We start from the raw sequence: 24,480 nt of genomic DNA on the forward strand, positions 1-24,480 counted from the left end.
ACGCCTACCGCCTTCCCCGTGACGACCTCTCCGCAAAGAGGCGGCCCGTGGGCAGGAGCGGGGCCGGAATGTCCACTGTGCAGACGGATGAGGGGTTACGCAAACACCAGTGAGGCGTACGGCTGTTCTGTTGTAGAGTGCCCGCCCCTCACACCCTCCGCGACGCCACCAGCGCCACCGCCGCCGCCCCCACCGGCAGCCAGTAGCCCGTCACCGGCTCCCCCGCGTGCTCCACGGCCCAGCCCCCGAGCGCCGAACCGGCCGCGATGCCGCCGAGGATCGCCGTGACGGCGACCGTCATCCCCTCGTTGAGGCGCTCCGGCGGCGTGCGGCGCTGGACGAGATGCATCGCGGTGACCATGGTCGGCGCCGTCGCCATCCCCGCGACGAGCAGCGCCGGGGCCAGGGCCGGGAGGCCGCCGGCCCGGGCGGCGAGCAGCGGCGCCGTCATCAGCCCCGCCATCGCCGCGAGGCACACCCGCAGCCGCCGCGCGTCCACCCCGCCCGGGACGGCCCCGTACACCAGCCCCGCCACGCACGATCCCGCCGCCTGCAGCGCCAGCACGCCTCCCGCCACCGACCGGTGCCCCTGACCGTCGGCGAACGCGATCGTCACCACCTCCAGCGACCCGAACACCACCCCCGTCGCCGCGAACACCGCCAGCAGCGGCACGGCGCCCCCCACCCGCAGCGGCACCGCCGCGCCCCCGCCGGCCGGCGGCTCCGTCCCCCGCTGCGCGGCGAACAGCACCACCCCCGTCACCATCAGCACCGCCCCCACCAGCGTCCCCGCCTCCGGGAACAGCGCCGTGCACAGGAACGCCCCCAGCACCGGGCCCAGCAGGTAGCAGACCTCGTCCGCCGCCTGCTCGAAGGAGTTGGCGGTGTGCAGCGCTTTCGCGTCGTCCCGGAAGAGGTGCGCCCACCGTGCGCGTGACATCCCGCCGGTGTTCGGGGTGGCCGCCATCAGGACGTACGCGGTGAACAGCGTCCAGGCGGGGGCGTGCAGATGGGCGCACGCCGCGAGTCCGAGCGCCCCGCAGCCGGCCACCGCCGTGGCGGGGACGGCGGTGCGGGACTGGCCGTGGCGGTCCACGGCGCGGGCGACGAGGGGGCCGACGACCGCGTTGGCGGCGAGGCCGGTGGCGGTGACGGCGCCGGCCAGGGCGTACGAGCCGTAGCCCGCGGCGATCATCATGACCGCGCTGATGCCGAACATGCCCATGGGGAGCCGGGCGACGAGGTTCCAGACGGTGAACGCGCGGGTGCCGGGGACGGCGAAGAGGCGGGCGTAGGTGCGGATGATCGGCATGCGGTGAGTCTGGGGGGCGGGCGCGCCCGTGGTCCAACACCTGTTCGAGCGTCATTCACGCATCCGTGATGTGAATGGCGGCAGGCCCACGATGTGTTTAATGACGCCCATGGCACCAGATCCCCGGCTGCTGCGCGCCTTCGCCGCCGTCGCCGAAGAACTCCACTTCACCCGCGCCGCCGCCCGGCTCTACGTCGCCCAGCAGGCGCTCTCCCGCGATATCCGCAGACTCGAGGAGGAGTTGGGCGCGGAGCTCTTCGAGCGTACGACGCGGCAGGTCCAACTCACCCCTGAGGGTGAAAGGCTGCTGCCGTACATCAGCCGGGTGCTGGCCGCGTACGACGAACTCGCCGCCGCCTGCACGGTGTCGGACACCCCGCTGCTGGTGGACGTCGGCGCGCGGGCGTCCACCGCGTACCAGGTGCTGCGGGCCGCGCGGCGGCGGACGCCCGGCGTGGAGTTCGCGGCGCGCTTCCACAGCGGGCTGGCGGGTGCGGCGGCGGAGATCCTCGCCGGGCGGCTGGACGTGTCGTTCGGCCGGGTGACGGGGCTGCCGGCGGAGGTGCGGTCGCGGCTCGACCACCGGCTCGTACGGTACGAGCGGATGGCCGTCCTGCTGCCCGAGACCCACCCCCTCGCCGATCTGAAGGAGGTCCCGGCGGGGAAGCTGCGCGGCGAGATCCTGTACGCGGCTGCCGGGAACCCGGCCACGACCGAATGGACGTCCCTGGCGACGGAGTTCTTCGCCCGGCACGGGATCAGGATGGCGGAGCCCTTCCCGGAGATCGCGGGGGAGGAGGAGTTCACCCGGATCGTCCGCGAGCGGGGCTGGTCGGTGCTGGCGTCGATGCAGTTCATCGGGATGCCCGGCATGGTCCTGCGCCCGATCTGCGACCCGGTCCCGATCTCCCCCGTCTCCCTGGTCTGGCGCCGTGGCCTGCGCCACGACGGCCTCACGGCCCTGCAGACCACCGCCGACAAACTCGCGGACGAGGGCGACTGGCTCCAGTTCCCCCCGGGCTCCTGGCTCTCACCGAACGACTGAGGCCAGCCACTCCCCGACCACCACGAAGTCCCGCTCCCGCAGCCCGTCCTCCGTCTCCGGCGGGAACTCCGGGTAGCCGCCGGGCGCCCCGAAGGGGATGAGTGGGCCGTCGACGTCGAGGAAGAGCAGCGGGCGCATACATCCATCGTCCCTCACCGGTGATCCCCGGCCGGGGTGAGCGCACGGTTCCCCGGCTGTCACGCCGCGCCACCCGACGGGTAACGCGGCGTTCCTACCGTCGGCGTACCAGCCCGGCACGAGCAGGAGGCACGCCATGACGTCGCGTACAGGGTCACGTACAGGCAAGCGGTGGATCGAGCACTGGGACCCGGAGGACGCGGGGTTCTGGGCGGGAGGCGGGGAGAAGATCGCCCGGCGGAACCTCCTCTACTCCGTGGTCGCCGAGCACATCGGCTTCTCCGTGTGGACGATGTTCTCCGTCCTCATCCTCTTCATGGGCCCCGAGTACGGCCTCACCCCCGCCGACAAGTTCTTCCTCGTCGCCATGGCCACCCTCGTCGGCTCCGTCGTCCGCGTCCCGTACACCTTCGCCGTCGCCCGCTTCGGCGGCCGCAACTGGACGGTGATCAGCGCCTCCCTCCTCCTCGTCCCCACCGTCGCCCTCCTGGTGGTGATGGAGCCCGGCACCTCGTACGGCACGTTCCTCGCGGTCTCCGCCCTGGTGGGCGTCGGCGGCGGCAACTTCGCCTCCTCCATGACCAACATCAACGCCTTCTTCCCCCTGCGCGAGAAGGGCTGGGCCCTCGGCCTCAACGCCGGCGGCGGCAACATCGGCGTCCCCGTCGTCCAGCTCGTCGGCCTGCTGGTCATCGGCACCGCGGGCGCCGGCCGGCCGCGCGTCCTGCTGGCCGTATACATTCCGCTCATCGTGATCGCCGCCGCCCTCGCGGCCCGCCGGATGGACAACCTCGCGCCTGTACGCAACGACACCGGAGCCGCCCTCGAGGCCGCCCGCGACCGCCACACGTGGATCATGTCGTTCCTCTACGTCGGCACGTTCGGCTCGTTCATCGGCTACAGCTTCGCCTTCGGCCTCGTCCTGCAGAGCCAGTTCGGCCGTACGCCCCTGCAGGCCGCCTCCCTCACCTTCGTCGGCCCGCTGCTGGGCTCCCTGATCCGCCCGGTCGGCGGCAGGCTCGCGGACCGGTTCGGCGGGGCGCGCATCACCCTGTGGAACTTCCTCGGCATGGCCGCCTTCACCGGGCTCGTCGTCATGGCGTCCGTGCGGGAGTCGCTGCCGCTGTATCTCGCCGGGTTCATCCCGCTGTTCGCCCTCAGCGGCCTCGGCAACGGCTCGACGTACAAGATGATCCCCGGCATCTACCTGGCCAAGGCATTCGCCTCGGGCCTCACCGGCGAGGAGGCGCAGGCGTACGGGCGGCGGCTGTCCGGCGCGTCCATGGGGCTGATCGGCGCGGTCGGCGCGCTCGGCGGGCTCGGCGTCAACCTCGCCTTCCGCCAGTCCTTCCTCAGCGGCGGCGACGGCACCGTCGCGTGCGCGTCCTTCCTCGCCTTCTACGCCGTCTGCTTCGCCCTGACCTGGGCCGTCTACCTGCGCCGCCCCCTGCCCACCGGCGCTCCCGCGGCCGCGCCGGGGCAGCCCGCCTACGCTCACGTGTGACGTAACAGCGAGGAAATCGCCTTGATCCGCGTACGTCACCCGCCCCGGGGACGATGGTCGCCAGCCGGCCGTCGCGGGCGACGTTGGCACCGAGCCGGGGACGAGAGACCTATGGACGAAATGATCAAACCCCTCGCCGGGTTCACCGTGGGCGTGACCGCCGCCCGGCGGGCCGACGAGCTCGGCGCCCTCCTCCAGCGGCGCGGCGCCGCCGTCCAGCACGCGCCGGCGCTGCGGATCGTGCCGCTGCCGGACGACACGGAGCTGCTGGCGAGAACCAAGCAGATCGTCGACGACGCCCCGCACATCGTGGTCGCGACGACCGCGATCGGCTTCCGCGGCTGGGTCGAGGCGGCGGCGGGCTGGGGGCTGGGCGAGCGGCTGCTGGAGCGGCTGTCGACGGTACGGCTTCTCGCGCGCGGCCCCAAGGTGCGCGGCGCGATCCGGGCGGCGGGGCTGACGGAGGAGTGGTCGCCGGCGTCGGAGTCCATGGCGGAGGTGCTGGACCGGCTCCTGACGGAGGGCGTCGAGGGGCGGCGGATCGCGCTGCAGCTGCACGGCGAGCCGCTGCCCGGGTTCACGGAGGCGCTGCGGGCGGCGGGGGCGGAGGTGGTGGCGGTGCCGGTGTACCGGTGGATGCCGCCGGAGGACCTCGGCCCCGTCGACCGGCTGCTGGACGCGGTGGTGGCGCGGACGGTGGACGCGGTCACGTTCACGTCGGCCCCGGCGGGGGCGAGCTTCCTGGAGCGGGCGCGGGAGCGGGGCGTGCGGGAGGAGGTGCTGGGGGCGCTGCGGACGGACGTGCTGGCGGCGTGCGTGGGGCCGGTGACGGCGCTGCCGCTGGAGCGGCACGACGTGCCGACGGCGCAGCCCGCGCGCTTCCGTCTGGGCCCGCTGGTCCAGCTCCTCGCGGTGGAGCTCCCCGGCCGGGTGCGCCCGCTGCCGGTCGCCGGCCACCGGCTCGAGATCCGCGGCCGGGCGGCGCTGGTGGACGGCGCGCTGCGGCCGGTCCCCCCGGCGGGGATGGTCCTGCTGCGCACGCTGGCCCGGCGCCCGGGGTGGGTGGTGTCCCGCGCGGACCTGCTGCGCGCGCTGCCGGGCGCGGGGCGGGACGAGCACGCGGTGGAGACGGCGATGGCCCGGCTCCGGACGGCGCTGGGGACGCCGAAGCTGATCCAGACGGTGGTGAAGCGGGGGTACCGGCTGGCGCACGATCCGTCGGCGGAGACGAAGTACGGGGACGGCTGACCGGGGTTGAGCCGCACGGCCGTCGGATGCGTACCGATGACCGGAAGGTCTCGACCCAGAGGTGAGCCGTGCGCAACGATGCCCTGATGACGGACGACCGCCCGTACGGACGGGCCCGTGAGGCCGAGCGGGAGAGGCTGCCCGACGAGGAGTTGATGCGGGCGCTGTACGCCGAGCACGCCGGGCCGTTGTTCGCGTTCGTGCTGCGGCTCGTCGCCGGGGACCGGCACCGGGCCGAGGACGTCGTGCAGGAGACCCTGCTGCGGGCCTGGAAGAACGCGGAGCGGCTGCGGCGGGCCACCGGGTCCGTGCGGCCCTGGCTCGTCACCGTCGCGCGGCGCATCGTCATCGACGGGCACCGCAGCCGGCAGGCGCGGCCGCAGGAGGTGGACGCCGGGCCGCTGGAGTCGGTGCCGGCCGCCGACGACATCGACCGGGCGCTGCACCGGATGACGATCGCCGACGCGCTCGGGGACCTCAGCGAGGCGCACCGGCAGGCGCTGGTCGAGACGTACTTCCGGGGACGTACCGTGGCGGAGGCGGCCGAGGCGCTGCGGGTGCCGCCGGGCACGGTGCGGTCGCGGGTGTTCTACGCCCTGCGGTCGCTGCGGCTGTCGCTGGAGGAGAGAGGGGCCGGGGAATGAGCTCTGTCCCGCACACGGACGTCGGCGCGTACGCCCTCGGGCTCCTGACCGGCGAGGACGCGACGCGGTTCGAGGAGCATCTGGCCGGCTGCGACCGGTGCGCCGCCGAGCTGGAGTCCCTCCTCGGCGTCACGGAGCTGCTGGCCGACCTCGGCCCCGGCGCCCCGGAGGCCGAACCCCCGCCGGACGGGCTGCTGGACCGTACGCTCGCCGCCGCCGCGGCCCGGCAGCGGACGGTACGGCGGCGACGGCGCCGGCTCACCGCCGTGGCGGCCGTGCTGATCGTCGGGGGGCCGGTGGTCACGGGCCTGGTGGTCGCCGGCAAGGAGCGGACCGCAGTGGTGGCCCAGAACCCCGCCCGTGACCTCTTCGAACGCGGCGGGCTGCACAAGGCCGGCGCCACCGACCCCGGCAGCCATGTGACGGCCGTCGTCGCCACCCAGGCCATGGCCTGGGGGACGCACGCGGTGCTGGAGCTGACGGGGGTGACCGGGCCGCGCAGCTGCTCGCTGGTCGCGGTGGGGCGGGACGGGGCGGAGGAGACGCTGTCCACCTGGTCCGTTCCGGCCGGGGGCTACAACTTCGGCAGCGGTCAGCAGCCCCTCTACATCGACGGTGCCTCGGGGATGCCGCCTGACCGTATCGCCCGATTCGTGGTACGTACCAAAGACGGCGAAGTCCTGGTCACAGTTGCGTCTGACACGTGACCTACCGGACGTTGGCTGACAGGTCCCCCATCGCGTACGGTAGACGGCTGCCTAACCTGCACGAAGGGGGACGCGTTGGCCGCGTACGGTGCCACGTTCGACTCGGGCGCCGCCGAGTCCGCCCGCGACCGGGAGATCACGTCCGAACAGGTCCATCTGGACCGGGTGTACGTCCGGCTCGAGGAGAAGATCCACGAGGCGGAGTTCCTGATGGACGACGCCGCCAAACGGGTCCATGTCGGCACACCCGGCGCGCTCGCCGAGCGCGACGCCCAGGTGTTCCGGGCCGGCGTCCATCTGAACCGGCTGAACAGCGAGTTCGAGGACTTCCTCTTCGGCCGCATCGACCTGCTCCCCGGCAAGGACGGCGTCCGCGGCCCCGACGGCGCGATGACCTCCGTCGACCCCGCCGACGACGCCGTCCACGACGGCCGCGCGGAGATCGCCGAGACCCTGCACATCGGCCGCCTCGGCGTCCTGGACGCCGAGTACTCGCCCCTGGTCATCGACTGGCGCGCGCCCGCCGCCGCCCCGTTCTACCGCGCCACGCCCGTCGCCCCCGGCCGGGTCGTGCGGCGCCGGGTGATCCGCTCCAAGGGCCGCCGGGTGCTGGGCGTCGAGGACGACCTCCTGCGCCCCGAGCTGACCGTCACCCTGGACGGCGAGGAGCTGGCCGTCATCGGTGACGGCGCCCTGATGGCGGCGCTGGGCCGGGCCCGTACGCACACGATGCGCGACATCGTCTCGTCCATCCAGGCCGAGCAGGACCTCGTCATCCGCGCTCCCGCCGCCTCCGTCACGGAGGTCGAGGGCGGACCCGGTACGGGCAAGACCGCCGTCGCGCTGCACCGCGCCGCGTATCTGCTGTACCAGGACCGGCGGCGTTACGCCGGGGGCATCCTCATCGTCAGCCCGACGCCGCTGCTCGTCGCGTACACCGAGGGCGTCCTGCCGTCGCTGGGCGAGGAGGGGCAGGTGGCGATCCGGGCGATCGGGTCGCTGGTCGACGGGGCCGAGGCCACCGCGTACGACCCGCCGGCCGTGGCCCGGATCAAGGGCTCCGCGCGGATGACCCGGGTGCTGCGGCGTGCCGCGCGCGGCGTGATCGAGGGCGCCCGGCCGGCGGGGCGGGCGGGGCTGCGCGTCGTCGCGTTCGGGGCCCGGATCGAGCTGGACGAGGACGAGCTGCGGCGCGTCAAGCAGACCGTCCTCGGCGGGACCGCGCCCATCAACCTGCTGCGGCCCCGGGCCCGGCGGCTGCTGCTGGACGCGCTGTGGACGAAGTCCGGCGGCCCGCGCCGGCATCTGGACCCGCAGCTGGCCCAGGAGGCGCGGCAGGCGTTCGACGAGGACGTCGCGGACGAGGACGCCTTCACCGGGTTCCTCGAGACCTGGTGGCCCGAGCTCACCCCGCGTGAGGTGCTGACGGCCATGGCGGACGAGCGGTCGCTGCACCGCTGGTCGCGGCGGGTGCTGCGGCCGGAGGAGATCCGCCGGCTGCGCCGGTCGCTCACCCGGGCGGCGGGGGACGCGCCGGTGTACTCCGTGCACGACGTCGCCCTGCTCGACGAGCTGCAGGCGGTCCTCGGCACCCCCGCCCGGCCCCGCGGGCCCCGCGTCGCCGACCCGCTGGACCAGCTCACGGGGCTGGAGGAGCTGATGCCCGGGCAGGCGGCGGAGTCCCGCCGGGAGCGGGCCGAGCGGCTCGCCGAGGAGCGCCGGGAGTACGCGCACGTCATCGTCGACGAGGCGCAGGACCTCACGCCCATGCAGTGGCGCATGGTCGGCCGCCGCGGCCGGCACGCCACCTGGACGGTCGTCGGGGACGCCGCGCAGTCGTCGTGGTCGGACCCCGAGGAGGCCGCCGAGGCCCGTACGGAGGCCCTGGGCAGCCGCCCGCGCCGCCGCTTCGAGCTGACGGTGAACTACCGCAACCCCGCCGAGGTCGCCGACATCGCCTCGCGCGTGCTGGCCCTGGCGATGCCGGGGAAGACCCCGCCGACGGCGGTGCGCTCCACGGGGCTGGCGCCGCGGTTCACCGTCGCCGGTGACTCCCTCGCGGACACGGTGCGGGCGGAGGCCGGGCGGCTGCTGGCGGAGGTCGACGGGACGGTGGGCGTGGTCGTGGCCATGGCCCGCCGGGAGGAGGCCGCGGGCTGGCTGGCGGGGCTGGGGGAGCGCGTGGTGGCGCTGGGCTCGCTGGAGGCCAAGGGTCTGGAGTACGACGCCACGCTGGTCGTGTCCCCCGCGGAGATCGCCGACGAGTCCCCGGCGGGCCTGCGCGTGCTGTACGTGGCCCTGACCCGGGCCACCCAGCGGCTGACGGTGGTGTCCCGCGCGGACCTGGACGTCCCGGACGGGGACGGGGTGGCGGACCTGCTGCGGCCGTAGGGCCCTGCCGGCGCCGTACGCACGACGAAGGGCGCCCTCCGGGGAGGGCGCCCTTCGCACTGCCAAGCCAAGACACCGACCCGCCAGCTCGCCTCGCGGCAAAAGGCCGCTCGTAGCGGCAAAGGTTGGGCCCGGGGGCATGGATCGAGCCGGTGTCTCAATCAGGGTAACAAACCCATCCCGCCAGGCCATTCCCGTCCCACGGCAACTTTTCGGCACCGCCGGGAGCCCGCGCCCGCGGCCTCGGGGAATGCCGGACCGAGATGTCACGTTACGGAAAAGTCTTTCCGCCCTCCGACCCTGGTTACCGGATACCCACCGGTAGGTGCGACGATCGGTTGGCACAACCGAAGCAAACGCAGAAGCGAAGAGGTATCACGCAATGGCAACGGCGCCGAGCGTCTCGTACTCGATCACGGTCCGTCTCGAGGTCCCCGCCGGGGGCAGCGCGGTGAGCCAGCTCACCTCGGCCGTCGAGTCCTCCGGCGGCCATGTCACGGGCCTGGACGTCACCGCGTCCGGACACGAGAAGCTCCGCATCGACGTCACGATCGCGGCCACCAGCACCGAGCACGCCCACCAGATCGTGGACAAGCTGAGCGCGGTGGAGGGCGTGCAGATCGGCAAGGTCTCCGACCGGACCTTCCTGATGCACCTCGGCGGCAAGATCGAAATGCAGTCGAAACACCCCATCCGCAACCGTGACGACCTGTCGATGATCTACACCCCGGGTGTGGCCCGCGTCTGCATGCAGATCGCCGAGAACCCCGAGGACGCCCGCCGGCTGACGATCAAGCGCAACAGCGTCGCCGTGGTCACCGACGGCTCCGCCGTGCTGGGCCTGGGCAACATCGGCCCCAAGGCCGCGCTGCCCGTGATGGAGGGCAAGGCGGCCCTGTTCAAGCGCTTCGCCGGCATCGACGCCTGGCCGCTGTGCCTGGACACGCAGGACACCGACGAGATCGTTGCCATCGTGAAGGCCATCGCCCCCGGCTTTGCCGGTATCAACCTCGAGGACATCTCCGCCCCGCGCTGCTTCGAGATCGAGGCGCGGCTGCGCGAGGCCCTGGACATCCCCGTCTTCCACGACGACCAGCACGGTACGGCGATCGTGGTGCTGGCCGCGCTGACGAACGCGCTGCGGGTCGTCGGCAAGGAGATCTCCTCCGTCAAGGTCGTCATGTCCGGCGCCGGCGCCGCGGGCACCGCGATCCTCAAGCTGCTGACCGCCGCCGGCGTCAAGCACGCGGTGGTCGCCGACATCCACGGCGTGGTGCACGCCGGCCGCGCCGACCTGGTGGACGCCGACGAGTCCTCCGCGCTGCGCTGGATCGCCGACAACACCAACCCGGAGGGCGCGACGGGCACCCTGAAGGAGGCCGTGCGCGGCGCGGACGTCTTCATCGGCGTCTCCGCCCCCAACGTCCTGACCGGCGAGGACGTCGCCACGATGGCCGACGGCGCGATCGTGTTCGCCCTCGCCAACCCCGACCCGGAGGTCGACCCCTCGGAGGCCCGCAAGACGGCCGCCGTCGTGGCCACCGGGCGCAGCGACTTCCCGAACCAGATCAACAACGTGCTGGTCTTCCCGGGCGTGTTCCGCGGTCTGCTGGACGCGCACTCGCGAACGGTCAACGCCGACATGATGATCGCCGCGGCCCGCGCCATCGCCGACGTGGTGGCGGACGACGAGCTCAACGCGAACTACATCATCCCCAGCGTCTTCAACGACAAGGTGGCCCCCGCCGTGGCGGACGCCGTGCGCGACGCGGCGAAGGCCGCCGGGGTCACCGAACAGCCCACGATTCCGGCCTGACGCCCTTTCAGGGACCTCCGAGGGGGCCCGTTGGGGCCCCGGGAGTGCGCCCCCGGCGCGTCGCCTGGCGCGGCGGGCACGGACGCGCCATAGGGTGTCCGGCGTACGTACGTGGGGTGCCGGATTGGCTTTCCTCCGCAGGTGGGTGCAGGATGCGTCTCGGGCGCGCGGGTCTCGGACCACGGCCGATGTCCGACGGTCGGGTCCGACCCGGTCGGGGGACTGTCAGAGGGCCCTGGCAGCATCGGCTACGCGTGCCCGTATGCGGCGCTGCCGCGTGGCACGCCTCATTGGCAAGAAGAACACGGGAGTTAGATATGAACCGCAGTGAGCTGGTGGCCGCTCTGTCCGAGCGCGCCGGGGTGACCCGCAAGGACGCCGATGCCGTGCTGTCCGCCCTCGCCGAGACTGCCGGAGAGGTCGTCGCCAAGGGCGACGAGAAGATCACCATCCCCGGCTTCCTGACCTTCGAGCGCACCCACCGTGCCGCTCGCACCGCGCGTAACCCGCAGACGGGTGAGCCGATCGACATTCCGGCCGGCTTCAGCGTCAAGGTCTCGGCCGGCTCCAAGCTCAAGGAAGCCGCCAAGGGCAAGTAACCCGCCCCGCAGCACCCCACGGGGGCGCACCCGAACCGCCGGCGCGCGGTCCGGATGCGCCCCCGTGGGCATGTCGGGCCGGGCGTACGGGAAAGGCCCGCCCCGTCCCGTAACGGGGCGGAACGGGCCTGTGGATGAGTCCCGGGGAGCTCAGCCCGCCGACGGCAGTGACACGTTCGCGCCGAGCTTCGCCAGCTTGTCCATGAAGTTCTCGTAACCCCGGTTGATCAGCTCGATCCCGTGCACCCGGGACGTGCCCTGCGCCGCGAGGGCGGCGATCAGATACGAGAAGCCGCCGCGCAGGTCCGGGATGATCAGGTCCGCGCCCTGCAGCTTCGTCGGCCCCGACACGACCGCGGAGTGCAGGAAGTTGCGCTGGCCGAAGCGGCACGGCGTACCGCCCAGGCACTCGCGGTAGAGCTGGATGTGCGCGCCCATCTGGTTCAGCGCGGACGTGAAGCCCAGGCGCGACTCGTACACCGTCTCGTGCACGATCGACAGCCCCGACGCCTGCGTCAGCGCCACGACGAGCGGCTGCTGCCAGTCCGTCTGGAAGCCGGGGTGCACGTCCGTCTCCAGCGCGATGGCGTTCAGCGCGCTGCCTGGGTGCCAGAAGCGGATGCCCTCGTCGTCGATCTCGAAGGCGCCGCCGACCTTGCGGTACGTGTTGAGGAACGTCATCATCGACCGCTGCTGCGCGCCGCGGACGTAGATGTCGCCCTCGGTGGCCAGCGCCGCCGACGCCCAGGACGCCGCCTCGAGGCGGTCGGGGAGGGCCTTGTGGTTGTAGCCGCCGAGCTTGTCGACACCGGTGATCCGGATGGTCCGGTCGGTGTCCATCGCGATGATCGCGCCCATCTTCTGCAGGACGCAGATGAGGTCCTCGATCTCCGGCTCCACGGCCGCGTTGGACAGCTCCGTCACGCCCTCGGCGAGGACGGCCGTCAGCAGCACCTGCTCGGTCGCGCCCACCGACGGGTACGGCAGCTTGATCTTGCAGCCGCGCAGCCGCTGCGGGGCCTCCAGGACCTGCCCGTCGGCGCGCTTCTCGATCCGGGCGCCGAACTTGCGCAGCACGTCGAAGTGGAAGTCGATCGGCCGGCCGCCGATGTCGCAGCCGCCGAGCCCGGGGATGAACGCGTGGCCCAGCCGGTGCAGCAGCGGGCCGCAGAACAGGATCGGGATCCGCGAGGAGCCGGCGTGCGCGTCGATGTCGGCGACGTTGGCGCTCTCCACGTGCGACGGGTCCATCACCAGCTCGCCCGGCTCCTCACCGGGGCGCACCGTGACGCCGTGCAGCTGCAGCAGGCCGCGGACGACCCGGACGTCTCTGATGTCCGGCACGTTGCGCAGCCGGCTCGGGCCACTGCCGAGCAGCGCGGCGACCATCGCCTTGGGCACGAGGTTCTTCGCGCCGCGGACGTGGATCTCGCCCTCCAGCGGGGTGCCGCCGTGGACAACCAGTACGTCGTCGGGGACTGAAGTCATGAGACTCGCGATCACATCGGGTCGGGCGGGGGACAGGGGCACATGCTAATCCGTCCACTACCCCCCTCCGTAGGTCCGAAGGGTCCCGGGCGGTGTCATGAATTCGCCACAAAACCCTCCGTGGACGGTGCGTACGCGGTGCGTGAGCGCCCCGGTGCGCCCGGGGCGGGGTCCGTTCGCGCCCTTGCGGCAGGTCGCACGTACTTTGCCGTATCCGTACGGCCGTTGGCTCCCGCGCGGGGATGATCTGCGGGATCATGTCGCCATGACGGAGGTGTCATCGCTCACAGGCCGGCTGCTGGTGGCCACCCCCTCCCTGGCCGACCCGAACTTCGAGCGCGCGGTCGTGCTGCTGCTCGAGCACGACGGTGAGGGCGCGCTCGGCGTGGTGCTGAACCGGCCCACGCCGGTCGGCGTCGCGGACGTGCTGGAGTCCTGGGCGGCGCTCACGGGCACCCCGGACGTCGTCTTCCAGGGCGGTCCCGTGTCGCTGGACGCCGCGCTCGGCATCGCCGTGGTGCCCGGCGGCGCGGCCGACGGCGACGTCGCGGCGGGGCCGATGGGGTGGCGTCGGATCCACGGCGCGATCGGGCTGGTCGACCTGGACGCCCCGCCCGAGCTGGTCGCCGCGGAGCTCGGCACGCTGCGGATCTTCGCCGGGTACGCGGGCTGGGCGCCCGGCCAGCTGGAGGACGAGCTGGCGGACGGGGCGTGGTACGTGGTGGAGTCCGAGCCCGGTGACGTGTCCTCGCCGGCGCCGGAGGGGCTGTGGCGCGCGGTGCTGCGGCGCCAGCGCAGCCGGCTGGCCATGTTCGCCACGTACCCGGACGACGCCGCGCTCAACTGAAGGGGCCTTCCCGGGCAGGCCGAAGCGGGCACACCCGGCGGTACCCTGGCCCACATGAGCACCCCAATCCCCGAGCCCGACCGCGGCAGCAGCACCGGAACCCTCGTCGAGCCGACGCCGCAGATCTCGCACGGCGACGGTGACCACGAGCGCTTCGCCCACTATGTCCAGAAGGACAAGATCATGGGCAGCGCACTGGACGGCACCCCCGTCGTGGCGCTCTGCGGCAAGGTCTGGGTCCCCAGCCGCGATCCGAAGAAGTACCCGGTCTGCCCCATGTGCAAGGAGATCTACGAGTCCATGGGCGCCGCCGGCAAGGACCGCGGCAAGGACAAGGGCAAGAAGTAACAGGCGGTCGCCGCACCCCGCCCGCGCACGGCGGGGGTGCCTCCGCCCCCGTGGAGGCGGGCGCGGGTCGTACACCGCCCCGCACGCCCCCGACCTCGGGGTTCACCTCCGCCCGGCCCGATTGGTACAGACCTATTGCGCCGGGTGGGGGTCATGACGGAGGCTGTCCTGCATGACTGTGCCTGCCCTGATCCCCGCCCCGCGGCACACCGCGGCCCTCAGCGACTCCCACTTCGTACTGGGCCGCGGCACCACCCTCGCCGCCGGACCGGGTACGGACGGCACCGAGCGGTGGCTGCGCACCGAGCTCGGCGCCGCCACCGGCCTCCCGCTGCCTCCCGGCCGCGGTGAGCACGGCGACGTCATCCGCCTCGCCCTCGACACCGCCCTCGGCCGCGAGCTCGGCGAGGAGGGCTACCGCGTCGGCGTCACCCCGCACGGCGTCGAGCTCACCGGCGGCGGACCGGCCGGCCTCTTCTGGGCCGCGCAGACCCTCCGCCAGCTCTTCGGCCCCGAGATCTACCGCCGCGCCCCCCTCCCCGGCCGCATCTGGCGCCTCCCCGCCGTCGAGATCGAGGACGCCCCCCGCTTCGGCTGGCGCGGCCTGCTGCTGGACGTCTCCCGGCACTTCCTGCCCAAGGACGCCGTCCTGCGCTACCTCGACCTCCTCGCCGCCCACAAGCTGAACGTGCTGCACCTGCACCTCACCGACGACCAGGGCTGGCGCGTCGAGATCAAGCGCTACCCGAAGCTCACCGAGGACGGCTCCTGGCGCACCCGCAGCCGGATGGGCCACCGCGCCTCCCCGTACTGGGACGAGCGCCGCCACGGCGGCTACTACACCCAGGACGACCTGCGCGAGATCGTCGCGTACGCCGCCGAACGGCACATCACCGTCGTCCCCGAGATCGACATCCCCGGCCACTCCCAGGCCGCGATCACCGCCTACCCCTGGCTCGGCAACACCGACGTCGTCGACACCGAGGCCCTCAGCGTCTGGACCGACTGGGGCGTCGCGGAGAACATCCTCGCCCCCACCGAGGAGGTCCTGCGCTTCTACGAGGGCGTCTTCGAGGAGGTCCTGGAGATCTTCCCCTCGGAGTTCGTGCACGTCGGCGGCGACGAGGTCCCGAAGGACCAGTGGAAGGCCTCCCCGGCCGCGCAGGCCCGGATCAAACAGCTCGGCCTGAAGGACGAGGACGAGCTGCAGTCCTGGTTCATCCGCCACTTCGACCGCTGGCTCGCCGGCCGCGGCCGCCGCCTCGTCGGCTGGGACGAGATCCTGGAGGGCGGCCTCGCCGAGGGCGCCACCGTCTCCTCGTGGCGGGGCTACGCGGGCGGCATCGCCGCCGCCCAGTCCGGGCACGACGTCGTCATGTGCCCCGAGCAGCAGGTCTACCTCGACCACCGGCAGGCCCCCGGCGACCAGGAGCCCTCGCCCATCGGCTACGTACGCACCCTGCGCGACGTCTACCGCTTCGAGCCCGTACCGCCGCAGCTCACCGAGGACGAGGCCAGGCACGTCCTGGGCACCCAGGCCAACGTCTGGACCGAGACCATGGAGGACCGGCGCCGCGTCGACTACCAGGCCTTCCCCCGCCTCGCCGCCTTCGCCGAGGTCGCCTGGTCCCGGCTGCCCGCCCCCGACGAACGGGACTTCGCCGGCTTCGAGCAGCGCATGAGCGCCCACTACGCCCGCCTGGACGCCCTCGGCGTCGAGTACCGGCCGCCGGCCGGCCCCCGGCCCTGGCAGCAGCGCCCCGGCATCCTCGGACGCCCGATCGACGGCGAACCCCCGAACGTGTGACGGAGGGGCAGTGCCGCTCTTTTCCGTGCAAGGGGGTGTCAAGGGTGACAATCACCACTGCCCGCCCCCGGTCTCGGACGACCCGGGCATAGCTGCGGGATCAGGCACGGGGGTACGCTCGGTCTCCCCCGTACCAGCGGGTTCGGCGGCCGGATTCCGGCGGCCGGACCCGGCGTCCGCGAGGTGTGCGAGAGTAGGCCCAGACCCTGTCCCAAGGGCAGGGCATACCCCGCCACACCGGAACCGTCTCCTGCGGAGACGGCGGTCCCGTGCGGGGTCCGCCCGGGGGGACCGGGCATCCGGGGACTTGCAGAAGGGGCTGCTGGGTTGACCACTCACGCACCGGCCGCGCAGCCACCGCAGACGGTGCTGCTGCCGGACTCGATCGACGAGGCGGTGGCGGCTCTCGCGGCCATGCCGGCCGCCGTCCCGGTCGCCGGCGGCACCGATCTGATGGCCGCCGTGAACGCCGGAGAGCTACGGCCCTTTGCCCTCGTCGGCCTCGGCCGCATCAACGAGATCCGCGGCTGGCACTACCAGGACGGCCACGCCCTCCTCGGCGCCGGACTCACCCACGCCCGCATGGGCCGCCCCGACTTCGCCGCCCTCATCCCCTGCCTGGCCGCCGCCGCCCGCGCCGCCGGCCCGCCCCAGATCCGCAACGCCGGCACCCTCGGCGGCAACATCGGCACCGCCGCCCGCACCGGCGACGCCCTCCCCGCGCTCGCCGCGCTGGAGGCCACCGTCGTGATCGCCGGGCCCGAGGGGGCGGTGCGCGAAGTGCCCGTCTCCCATCTGCTCGGCGGCGTCGAACGGCTGCGCTCCGGCGAGCTGATCGGCTTCGTCCGGGTGCCGCTGCTGCACGCGCCGCAGGTGTTCCTCAAGGCCACCGGGCGCACCGGACCGGGGCGCGCCATCGCCTCCGTCGCGCTGGTGCTCGACCCGGCGCGCCGGGGTGTGCGCTGCGCGGTCGGCGCCGTCGGGCCCGCCCCGATGCGCCCGCTGGAGGCCGAGGACTGGGTGGCCTCGCTCATCGACTGGGACAACGGCCGCCGCATCGACCCGGAGGCACTGCGGGCCTTCGGCGAGTACGTCGCCGTCGCCTGCATCCCCGACCCCGCACCCGCCCAGGAGGGCGCGGAGGTCCCCGCCCTGCCGCCGACCGCGCTGCAGCTGCGGCGTACGGTCGCGGTCCTGGCCCGCCGCGCACTCGGAAGGGCACTGACGTGAGCCCGCACAACCAGGGCGGCTGGGAACCCCTGCCGCCGTCGGGGGAGTACGACCCGGAGGCCACCGGATTCCTCCAGCTGCCGCCGGAGGGCTGGGACAGCCAGTCCGCCGGCTACCCCGATCCCCTGGCCGCCCCCGGACACGGCTACACCCCGCCGCCCATCGCGGCGGCGTCCTCGGACCCGGCGGAGACCACCGCGTTCCGGATCCCCGACTTCAGCACGCCGCCCGACGCGGAGCACACCGGGACCTGGCAGATCGCCGGCGGGCCCGCCTCGCATCCGGCCGACGGGGAGGGGTCGCGGGACGAGGGGCAGATCAGCGCCTGGACGAAGGTCGACGATTCCCCGGCCTCCGCGGACGAGGGTGCCGCGATGCGGCGGGGGCTGAGCGCGGGGCTGACGGCATCCGCCGCGCCTTCTTCCGAGCCGTCGCCTGAGCCGTCGCCCGAGCCCGTACCGGACGAGTCCGACACCGCCGAACAGTGGACGGCCCCGGCTCCCGCCCCCGACCCCGGCCTCCCCGACGAGCACCCCCGCGCCTCGTACGTCCTGCGCGTCAACGAGGCCGACCGCCCCGTCACCGACGCCTGGATCGGCGAATCCCTCCTCTACGTCCTGCGCGAGCGCCTCGGCCTCGCCGGCGCCAAGGACGGCTGCTCCCAGGGCGAGTGCGGCGCCTGCAACGTCAAGGTCGACGGCCGCCTCGTCGCCTCCTGTCTGGTCCCCGCCGCCACCGCCGCCGGGGCCGAGATCCGTACCGCCGAGGGCCTGGCCGCCGACGGCCTGCCCTCCGACGTCCAGGCCGCGCTCGCCGCGTCCGGCGCCGTGCAGTGCGGGTTCTGCGTCCCCGGGATCGCCATGACCGTGCACGACCTGCTCGAGGGCAACCACACCCCCAGCGAGCGCGAGACCCGCCAGGCCCTCTGCGGCAACCTCTGCCGCTGCACCGGCTACCAGGGCGTCCTGTCCGCCGTCCAGGACGTCATCGCCCGGCGCACGGGCGGCGCCACCGAGGACCCGTACACCCCCGGCGCTCAGGAAGGCGGACCGGCGTGACCACCGAGCAGGACACCGCCGCCCCCTCCGGTGAGGGCACCCCGCGCGGCATCGGCGCCTCCGTCACCGCCCTGGACGTCCGGGCGAAGACCGAGGGCACCTTCCCGTACGCCGCCGACCTGTGGGCCGAGGGCCTGCTGTGGGCGGGCATCCACCGCTCGCCGCACGCCCACGCCCGCATCCTCTCCGTCGACACCTCCCTCGCCGAGCAGATGCCGGGCGTACGGGCCGTCCTCACGCACACCGACGTCCCCGCCGAGGCGCTGCACGGCCGCCGCGTCGCCGACCGCCCCGTCTTCGCCCACGACCTGGTGCGCCACCACGGCGAGCCCATCGCCGCCGTCGCCGCCGACCACCCCGACGCGGCCCGCCTCGCCGCCGCCGCGATCATGGTCGAGTACGAGGTGCTGGAGCCCGTCACCGACCCGCAGACCGCCTTCGACGCCGAGCCCCTGCACCCCGACGGCAACCTCATCCGCCACATCCCCCTCAGCTTCGGCGACCCCGGGGCCACCGGCGACGTCGTGGTGGAGGGCCTGTACCGGGTCGAACGCCAGGACCCCGCCCCCATCGGCGCCGAGGCCGGCCTGGCCGTGCCCCGCCCCGACGGCGGCGTCGAGTTCTACACCGCGTCCACCGACCCGCACGCCGACCGCGATCTGGCCGCCGCCTGCTTCGGCCTCGCGCCGGACATGGTCAAGGTCGTCGTCACCGGCGTCCCCGGCGCCACCGCCGACCGCGAGGACCCCGGCATGCTCCTCCCGCTGGGCCTCCTCGCCCTGCGCACGGGCACCCCGGTGAAGCTGGCCGCGACCCGCGAGGAATCGTTCCTGGGCCACGCCCACCGCCACCCCACACTGCTGCGCTACTGCCACCACGCGGACTCCACCGGCAAGCTCGTCAAGATCGAGGCCCAGATCCTCCTGGACGCCGGCGCCTACGCCGACTCCTCCGCCGAGGTCCTCGCCGCCGCCGTCTCGTTCGCCTGCGGCCCGTACGTCGTCCCGCACGCCTTCGTCGAGGGCTGGGCCGTCCGTACGAACAACCCGCCCTCCGGCCACGTCCGCGGCGAGGGCGCCATGCAGGTGTGCCACGCGTACGAGGCCCAGATGGACAAGCTCGCCGCGCAACTCGGCCTCGACCCCGTCGACCTGCGCCTGCGCAACGCCCTGACCACCGGCGACCTCCTCCCCACCGGCCAGACGGTGACCTGCCCCGCCCCGGTCGCCGAACTCCTCCAGGCGGTCCGCGAAGCCCCCCTCCCCCCGGCGCTCGCCGACCTCCCCGAGGCCGAATGGCTGCTCCCCGGCGGCCCCGAGGGCGCGGGCGAGCCGGACGCGATCCGCCGCGGTGTGGGCTATGCGCTGGGCATGGTGCACATGCTGGGCGCGGAGGGCGCCGACGAGGTCTCGACGGCCACGGTCCGCGTGGACGGCACGGTCGCCACGGTGATGTGTGCGGCGGTCGACACGGGCCAGGGATTCTCGACGCTGGCGCGTCAGGTGGTCCAGGAGGTGCTGGGGGTCGAGGAGGTCCACGTGGCCGCCGTCGACACCGACCAGCCTCCCGCTGGTCCGGCGGCGCGCGGGCGGCACACGTGGGTGTCGGCGGGGGCGGTGGAGCGGGCGGCGAAGATGGTCCGGACGCAGCTGCTGCAGCCGCTGGCCCAGAAGTTCGGGATGAGTACGGAGCTCCTGACGATCGCGGACGGCAAGATCACGTCGTACGACGGCGTCCTGTCCACGACGGTCGCGGAGGCCCTGGGCGGCAAGGAACTCTGGGCCACGGCCCAGTGCCGCCCGCACCCCACGGAGCCGCTGGACGACACGGGTCAGGGGGACGCGTTCGTGGGGCTGGCGTTCTGCGCGATCCGGTCCGTCGTCGATGTGGACGTGGAGCTCGGGACGATCCGGGTGGTGGAGATGGCGGTGGCGCAGGATGTCGGCAAGGTCCTGAACCCGCGCCAGCTGGCCATGCGCATCGAGGCGGGCGTGACGCAGGGTGTGGGCGCGGCGCTGATGGAGAACCTGCGGACGGTGGACGGCATCGTTCGCCACCCGGACTTCACGGGGTACACGATCCCGACGTCGCTGGATGCGCCGCCGGTGCGGATCGTTCGGCTGGTGGAGGAACGGGATGTGGTGGCCCCGTTCGGGGCGAAGGCGGCGGGGGCGGTGCCGGTGGTCACTTCTCCGGCTGCCGTTGCGTCGGCGGTACGGGCGGCTACGGGGCGTCCGGTTACGCGGCTGCCGATACGGCCGCAGGGGGCGATTGCGCGGGACGCGTGACTCCGTCGCGCGGCGGTGTGTGTCGGTCTTTGGCTGGCGGTTGCGTCGGCCTCCGGCCGGTGGCCGTCTGCGGCGGACTTCTGCTGCCGGTTGCGTCGGCTTTCGCGCATCCGGCCTTCGGCCGGAGGCCTCAAACGCCGGCCGGGCTGAGGGTGGGTGTCTTGGCCCCTGGTTCGGTGCCTGGTCTGCTGGGGTGCGCCGCCGTCACGTCGTGGGGTCGGGGCCGCCCGACACACCTACGCGCGTACTGCCGCGTCGTGGTCCATTCGGGCGCGTTTCCCGTACGCGCGCAGGCGTGTCGAACGTCCCCTTGCCTGCGTACGCGGCTACCGGATTGTCCCTGGTCACCGCCCCCCATAGCCCGCCAACCGTGGGGAACTCCCCCGGAGCACAGGCCCTCGAACGGTCGTCCCCGCAGTCGCCGGCCCGGCGGCGCGAAGCGCCGACGCCTCACTCCACAACCCCGGGGGCGCGCAGCGCCTCCGCCCGAAGCCGCGCCAGCGGCTTCCCCCGCTCCGCATCACGAGGCGCGCAGCGCCGAGCCCCCCTCAAAAGGCGCGCCAGCGCCGCCCCTCACTGCGAGGCGCGCAGCGCCCCGCCCCCGCTCCCTGCCCCAAGGCGCGCAGCGCCGCAGAATCACTCCGCATCCAAACCCCCGCCACGGACCCACCCCGGACCAGACGCCCACCCCCACCACCAACACCGCCCACCCCGCCGCCGGCTACGCCAGCCCCGTCACCCAGAAACGGGCGGTGTGTGGGTCGGCAACCCGCCCCGCGCCGCAGGCGCGGGGAGCCGGCGGCGCAACGCCGCGCAACCCGGAAGCAGACCGCCCGCGCCTCGGGCCCGGAACCGCGGTCCGTGCCCGACGGGGGGCGGACGGTCGCGGGGGAGCGGAGGTTGCCCGCGCACCTCTACAGGGAGCTGCGCGGACCGCACCCCATCACGGCTGAAGCCCGAACTCCCCTCGTCGCACAGCGTCGACGAACCCGGCGAAGGCGTCGGGGGTGAAGAGGAGCGCGGGGCCGTGGGGGTTCTTGGAGTCCCGGACGGCGAGAGCTCCGTGAGGGGTACGGGTGAGGTCGGCGACCTCGATGCACTGGCTCTCGCTTCCTCCGCTGTACGAGGACTTCCGCCAGACGGCGGCCCCGAGCTCAGGTGCCGTACGGTCAGCTCCGTTTATCGTGGTCACTTACGCGGTCCCTCCAGGTAGCGGGTAAGAACTCCCCGCGACTCGTCGACGGGAAGCGCGACCCCGGCGATGGCCTTGAACTCCTTCTCCAGGAGGTCGACTTGCTCTGCATCGTCAGTGTGCGTGCCGCCCAGGGGGTTGTCGACGCTTGCGACCTTGGCCCACGGGTGCTTGTGGGACAGCAGGGTGATGGCGCCGCCCGCCCCGTAGGTCGGATGCGTGGTCAGCGGGATGAGCTGGAGTTCGATGTGCGGCATCTGCGAGGCGTCGATGAGCTTGCGGATCTGATCCCGCATGAGAGCCGGACCCGACTCGAAGGCGGCGTGCAACGCCGACTCCGGCACCAGGGCATGAATTTTGACGGCCTTACTCAGCACTGCCTGCCTCGACAGCCTGATCGCGGCCAGGGTCTCCGCCTGGGCCGGCGATACGACGGTGGGCGCGCGGGTGATCATCTCCCGGGCGTATCCGGGTGATTGGAGCAGGCCGGGAATGATGACCGGGTGCTGGACCTGAAGCATCTCGGCCTCGGCCTCCAGCTCGATGAAGTCGAGGTAATTCTGCCCGACCCGATCCTTGTACGCCGTCCACCACCCCTGCCCCGCAGGCTCGTCGGCAACCCGCGCGACTTCCGCCACACCTTCGGGATCGTCCACGCCCAGCTTCTCGCAGAAGGCCCGCACTTCCTCCCCGGAGATCCGGTACGTGCCCCGCAGGATGCGACTCAGCCGGGTGTTGTCCCAGCCCATGAGCCTGGCGGCGTCGCCGGACTTCATCGGCCCGATCCACCGGCGCAATTGGCCACCAACTCTGCGCCTTTTTACGGTTGGTGTCGCCCTTTTCTGTGTCATGCGCGCACCCTGACACGCGGGCGTCGCCTGACTCAATAAGCACATTTGTGCGTTCGAATTACCAATGGAGTGACCGAGTTGCACGCCGACCGCCAATTAGCGCAATCTAAATGCCAAGCGAGCCGCGCTTGCGCGTAAACCCGGGGCAGAGAGCCCAGAAGAGCCGACTCGCACCGGATTCCGACCTCAGGCCGGAAGCCCCCGCACCTCCCACGAAGCCGAGGCACCCCATGCACCACACCACCGGCAACCCTCGCCCCGCGCGGCCCCACACCGCCCGCCGGGGAGGCCACCGATGAGCCCCACCCTCACCGCTCCCGGCGCCGGCCTCGCGGAACTGCCCCCACGCATGACGGGAGCCTTCGAGGTCTCGTTCGCCCCACAACCGGCCGCCGTCGGCCGAATGCGCCGCATCACGACGGATTTCCTCACCCTGTGGAACGTCCGCGCTTCCCTGGCGGACGACATCGTCCTCCTGGTCTCCGAACTGGTCACGAACGCCGTCCAACACGGCGAAGGTGACATCGACCTGTACCTCCGCCACGCGGACGAAACAATCCGCATCGAGGTAACGGACGACAACCCAACGGCCCCCGTCCCTCGCCCCGCAGCCCCGTACGACACCTCGGGCAGGGGCCTGTTCCTGGTCACGATCCTGGCCCACAGATGGGGCACCGCAGACGACGGACGTACAACCTGGTGCACCGTCCGCACGCCGACGCCACTCCTGTAACTCCTGGACCTCCACGACGAGAGCCCATGTCGGTGGCCGATGCGATGCTTGCGTCAGTAACTCCACTCACGGCGACCATCGGGGGATCCATGTCTGGCGAACGATCAGTGTCCGACGCTCCCCCGATCGTCTTCGCCCGCGCCTGGTGCGGCACCGACCTGGGCGAGTACCGACCCTGCCGCTCCACCTATGAGCGCTATCCCTACGAGGGTCTGCCGCGTATCGACCCGGCCGACTTCACGGGTGCCGACCGAAGACTGGCTGGATCCGGCGAGGTCGTTCCGGAACTGGCGGTGGAACTCGGCGAATTGGCAGAGGGCCTTGAGGCCAAGGGCGTGACGCTGCCGCAGGACTTCGTCACCTTCCAGACGGACTCGAAGTTGTACCGCCTGCTGGACGAGATATCGGTGACTGCCTGCTCGACCCACATCTCGGAGCCCCTGCCCAGCCCGGTCGAGCCGGACGCCTACCTCGTACGATTCCTGCGCGATCAACAGGACTGCGTCATCTGGTACCTCTACCTCCGCCCCTCGGGCGAGTCTTTCGTGGTGCACTCCCATCTCGACTACGAATACGAATACGAGGCACGGCGCGCCGGCGAGGACACGGGAACGGATCTCGACGACCTGGAGGAACAACAGTCCGCAATCCTCTGGTGCGCGCCTTCCTTCACGGAGTTCGCCTACCGTTTCTGGGCCGAGAACCGCCTCTGGCGCGCCCTCAACGACGACGCCCTGTCAGGCCTCGGCCCCGGAACGCGCGCCTACTTGAACCACTACGCGCCGCGTCCCCCAACGGAATTCGACCGCGAGGCCAAGACCTCGCTGAGGTGGGGCGTCGCGTCCGTCGCCGTCTGGCTGTTCCCGTACTGGGTACTGAGCTCGCTTATCGCAATACCCCTGGGCATGGCCGGCGCCTGCAAGGCGTTCATTGTCTACCGCCGGGCGGACCCCACGGAGAGACGAAGCGGCCGACTGCTCGCCGGATTCCTACTGTCGGCACTCAGCGGAGGCGCTGCGATCGCGTACTGGGTCTTCCTCTTTCGCCATCCGGAGCTGCTGGTCCGTGACTGAGACCCAACAGTCGCTGGAGCAACCACGGGTAAGGGGGAATGTCTTGAGTTTTGTGTATGCCCTTTCTTTGACGTCTTGGGGGTTTAGTTCTAGTTGGTCACTCGTTCGTGGCGAGGGGTAGTCCGTCGAGGTCGATTCGGTCGCCGTAGAAGCCGACGAGG

Annotated in this window: 20 protein-coding genes and 1 pseudogene; 16 read left to right on the top strand and 5 right to left on the bottom strand. The window is 72.7% G+C overall.

Going from position 1 to position 24,480, the window contains the following annotated elements:
- Nucleotides 1-148: 148 nt before the first annotated feature.
- Nucleotides 149-1,312 carry an MFS transporter gene (locus tag SRB5_RS29735; RefSeq protein ID WP_153456555.1) on the bottom strand — a complete coding sequence of 388 codons (1,164 nt, stop codon included), beginning with the start codon at nucleotides 1,310-1,312 and terminating at the stop codon, nucleotides 149-151.
- Nucleotides 1,313-1,412: 100 nt separating this feature from the next.
- Here SRB5_RS29735 and SRB5_RS29740 point away from each other — a divergent pair, with 100 nt between their 5' ends.
- Nucleotides 1,413-2,357, top strand: coding sequence for a LysR family transcriptional regulator (locus SRB5_RS29740; RefSeq protein ID WP_407704000.1), 945 nt, complete (start codon nucleotides 1,413-1,415; stop codon nucleotides 2,355-2,357).
- On the opposite strand, the gene SRB5_RS29745 is transcribed toward SRB5_RS29740, so the two are convergent.
- Nucleotides 2,343-2,495 (bottom strand): hypothetical protein, encoded by a 153-nt coding sequence (locus SRB5_RS29745; protein WP_153456557.1) that lies wholly within the window; start codon nucleotides 2,493-2,495, stop codon nucleotides 2,343-2,345. The two genes, SRB5_RS29740 and SRB5_RS29745, sit on opposite strands and share 15 nt — an antisense overlap.
- A gap of 136 nt (nucleotides 2,496-2,631) precedes the next feature.
- On the opposite strand from SRB5_RS29745, the gene SRB5_RS29750 reads away from it, so the two are divergent.
- The 7 genes from SRB5_RS29750 to SRB5_RS29780 all read left to right on the top strand — a co-directional run bounded on the left by SRB5_RS29750 (nucleotide 2,632) and on the right by SRB5_RS29780 (nucleotide 11,404).
- Nucleotides 2,632-3,999 carry an MFS transporter gene (locus SRB5_RS29750; protein ID WP_153456558.1) on the top strand — a complete coding sequence of 456 codons (1,368 nt, stop codon included), beginning with the start codon at nucleotides 2,632-2,634 and terminating at the stop codon, nucleotides 3,997-3,999.
- 111 nt (nucleotides 4,000-4,110) lie between these two features.
- Nucleotides 4,111-5,247 carry a uroporphyrinogen-III synthase gene (locus SRB5_RS29755; RefSeq protein WP_153456559.1) on the top strand — a complete coding sequence of 379 codons (1,137 nt, stop codon included), beginning with the start codon at nucleotides 4,111-4,113 and terminating at the stop codon, nucleotides 5,245-5,247.
- 86 nt (nucleotides 5,248-5,333) lie between these two features.
- Complete coding sequence (locus SRB5_RS29760; RefSeq protein ID WP_153456560.1) at nucleotides 5,334-5,891, top strand: sigma-70 family RNA polymerase sigma factor; 558 nt, start codon at nucleotides 5,334-5,336, stop codon at nucleotides 5,889-5,891.
- Nucleotides 5,888-6,598, top strand: coding sequence for an anti-sigma factor family protein (locus SRB5_RS29765; protein WP_153456561.1), 711 nt, complete (start codon nucleotides 5,888-5,890; stop codon nucleotides 6,596-6,598). The genes SRB5_RS29760 and SRB5_RS29765 overlap by 4 nt, the downstream gene beginning before the upstream one ends.
- Before the next feature lie 75 nt (nucleotides 6,599-6,673).
- Nucleotides 6,674-8,989: a HelD family protein gene (locus tag SRB5_RS29770; protein WP_153456562.1), complete on the top strand. Its 2,316-nt coding sequence runs from the start codon at nucleotides 6,674-6,676 to the stop codon at nucleotides 8,987-8,989.
- Nucleotides 8,990-9,371: 382 nt separating this feature from the next.
- A complete protein-coding gene (locus SRB5_RS29775; RefSeq protein ID WP_153456563.1) occupies nucleotides 9,372-10,805 on the top strand; it encodes an NAD-dependent malic enzyme in 1,434 nt (477 codons plus the stop codon).
- A 317-nt stretch (nucleotides 10,806-11,122) separates the two neighbouring features.
- Nucleotides 11,123-11,404, top strand: a complete 282-nt coding sequence (locus SRB5_RS29780; protein ID WP_153456564.1) for an HU family DNA-binding protein — start codon at nucleotides 11,123-11,125, stop codon at nucleotides 11,402-11,404.
- Nucleotides 11,405-11,554: 150 nt separating this feature from the next.
- On the opposite strand, the gene murA is transcribed toward SRB5_RS29780, so the two are convergent.
- Nucleotides 11,555-12,892, bottom strand: a complete 1,338-nt coding sequence (gene murA, locus SRB5_RS29785; protein ID WP_153456565.1) for a UDP-N-acetylglucosamine 1-carboxyvinyltransferase — start codon at nucleotides 12,890-12,892, stop codon at nucleotides 11,555-11,557.
- Between the two features lie 265 nt (nucleotides 12,893-13,157).
- On the opposite strand from murA, the gene SRB5_RS29790 reads away from it, so the two are divergent.
- The 6 genes and pseudogenes from SRB5_RS29790 (at nucleotide 13,158) to SRB5_RS29815 (ending at nucleotide 20,470) form a co-directional block, all read left to right on the top strand.
- Nucleotides 13,158-13,739, top strand: a complete 582-nt coding sequence (locus SRB5_RS29790) for a YqgE/AlgH family protein (protein ID WP_153456566.1) — start codon at nucleotides 13,158-13,160, stop codon at nucleotides 13,737-13,739.
- 54 nt (nucleotides 13,740-13,793) lie between these two features.
- Nucleotides 13,794-14,087 carry a DUF3039 domain-containing protein gene (locus SRB5_RS29795; protein WP_153456567.1) on the top strand — a complete coding sequence of 98 codons (294 nt, stop codon included), beginning with the start codon at nucleotides 13,794-13,796 and terminating at the stop codon, nucleotides 14,085-14,087.
- A 172-nt stretch (nucleotides 14,088-14,259) separates the two neighbouring features.
- A complete protein-coding gene (locus tag SRB5_RS29800; protein WP_153456568.1) occupies nucleotides 14,260-15,894 on the top strand; it encodes a beta-N-acetylhexosaminidase in 1,635 nt (544 codons plus the stop codon).
- Between the two features lie 327 nt (nucleotides 15,895-16,221).
- The gene (locus SRB5_RS29805; RefSeq protein WP_153456569.1) at nucleotides 16,222-17,124 is read left to right on the top strand and encodes an FAD binding domain-containing protein; all 903 of its coding nucleotides are present in this window, start codon (nucleotides 16,222-16,224) and stop codon (nucleotides 17,122-17,124) included.
- Between the two features lie 521 nt (nucleotides 17,125-17,645).
- Nucleotides 17,646-18,182, top strand: a pseudogene (locus tag SRB5_RS37785) ((2Fe-2S)-binding protein); the annotation flags it as partial.
- Nucleotides 18,179-20,470 (top strand): xanthine dehydrogenase family protein molybdopterin-binding subunit, encoded by a 2,292-nt coding sequence (locus SRB5_RS29815; protein ID WP_323378714.1) that lies wholly within the window; start codon nucleotides 18,179-18,181, stop codon nucleotides 20,468-20,470. The pseudogene SRB5_RS37785 and the gene SRB5_RS29815, both read left to right, overlap by 4 nt.
- Before the next feature lie 943 nt (nucleotides 20,471-21,413).
- Here the strand turns inward: SRB5_RS29815 and SRB5_RS29820 are convergent.
- Nucleotides 21,414-21,662, bottom strand: a complete 249-nt coding sequence (locus SRB5_RS29820; RefSeq protein WP_323378715.1) for a DUF397 domain-containing protein — start codon at nucleotides 21,660-21,662, stop codon at nucleotides 21,414-21,416.
- Complete coding sequence (locus SRB5_RS29825; protein WP_153456570.1) at nucleotides 21,659-22,438, bottom strand: helix-turn-helix domain-containing protein; 780 nt, start codon at nucleotides 22,436-22,438, stop codon at nucleotides 21,659-21,661. Before SRB5_RS29825 ends, SRB5_RS29820 begins: the two co-directional genes overlap by 4 nt.
- 370 nt (nucleotides 22,439-22,808) lie before the next feature.
- Between SRB5_RS29825 and SRB5_RS29830 the strand changes: the two genes are divergently transcribed.
- On the top strand, nucleotides 22,809-23,246 hold the full coding sequence (locus SRB5_RS29830) for an ATP-binding protein (RefSeq protein WP_153456571.1): 438 nt from the start codon (nucleotides 22,809-22,811) through the stop codon (nucleotides 23,244-23,246).
- An 89-nt stretch (nucleotides 23,247-23,335) separates the two neighbouring features.
- Complete coding sequence (locus SRB5_RS29835; RefSeq protein WP_194293071.1) at nucleotides 23,336-24,319, top strand: hypothetical protein; 984 nt, start codon at nucleotides 23,336-23,338, stop codon at nucleotides 24,317-24,319.
- Nucleotides 24,320-24,480: the final 161 nt, after the last annotated feature.

The organism is Streptomyces smaragdinus (assembly GCF_009604385.1).
Taxonomy (GTDB): Bacteria; Actinomycetota; Actinomycetes; order Streptomycetales; family Streptomycetaceae; genus Streptomyces; species Streptomyces smaragdinus.

Coding starts and splice junctions, on each gene's coding strand:
- SRB5_RS29735 (WP_153456555.1), bottom strand. CDS start 1,312: ATGCCGATCATCCGCACCTACGCCCGCCTCTTCGCCGTCCCCGGCACC.
- SRB5_RS29740 (WP_407704000.1), top strand. CDS start 1,413: ATGACGCCCATGGCACCAGATCCCCGGCTGCTGCGCGCCTTCGCCGCC.
- SRB5_RS29745 (WP_153456557.1), bottom strand. CDS start 2,495: ATGCGCCCGCTGCTCTTCCTCGACGTCGACGGCCCACTCATCCCCTTC.
- SRB5_RS29750 (WP_153456558.1), top strand. CDS start 2,632: ATGACGTCGCGTACAGGGTCACGTACAGGCAAGCGGTGGATCGAGCAC.
- SRB5_RS29755 (WP_153456559.1), top strand. CDS start 4,111: ATGGACGAAATGATCAAACCCCTCGCCGGGTTCACCGTGGGCGTGACC.
- SRB5_RS29760 (WP_153456560.1), top strand. CDS start 5,334: ATGACGGACGACCGCCCGTACGGACGGGCCCGTGAGGCCGAGCGGGAG.
- SRB5_RS29765 (WP_153456561.1), top strand. CDS start 5,888: ATGAGCTCTGTCCCGCACACGGACGTCGGCGCGTACGCCCTCGGGCTC.
- SRB5_RS29775 (WP_153456563.1), top strand. CDS start 9,372: ATGGCAACGGCGCCGAGCGTCTCGTACTCGATCACGGTCCGTCTCGAG.
- SRB5_RS29780 (WP_153456564.1), top strand. CDS start 11,123: ATGAACCGCAGTGAGCTGGTGGCCGCTCTGTCCGAGCGCGCCGGGGTG.
- murA (WP_153456565.1), bottom strand. CDS start 12,892: ATGACTTCAGTCCCCGACGACGTACTGGTTGTCCACGGCGGCACCCCG.
- SRB5_RS29790 (WP_153456566.1), top strand. CDS start 13,158: ATGACGGAGGTGTCATCGCTCACAGGCCGGCTGCTGGTGGCCACCCCC.
- SRB5_RS29795 (WP_153456567.1), top strand. CDS start 13,794: ATGAGCACCCCAATCCCCGAGCCCGACCGCGGCAGCAGCACCGGAACC.
- SRB5_RS29800 (WP_153456568.1), top strand. CDS start 14,260: ATGACTGTGCCTGCCCTGATCCCCGCCCCGCGGCACACCGCGGCCCTC.
- SRB5_RS29825 (WP_153456570.1), bottom strand. CDS start 22,438: ATGAAGTCCGGCGACGCCGCCAGGCTCATGGGCTGGGACAACACCCGG.
- SRB5_RS29830 (WP_153456571.1), top strand. CDS start 22,809: ATGAGCCCCACCCTCACCGCTCCCGGCGCCGGCCTCGCGGAACTGCCC.
- SRB5_RS29835 (WP_194293071.1), top strand. CDS start 23,336: ATGTCTGGCGAACGATCAGTGTCCGACGCTCCCCCGATCGTCTTCGCC.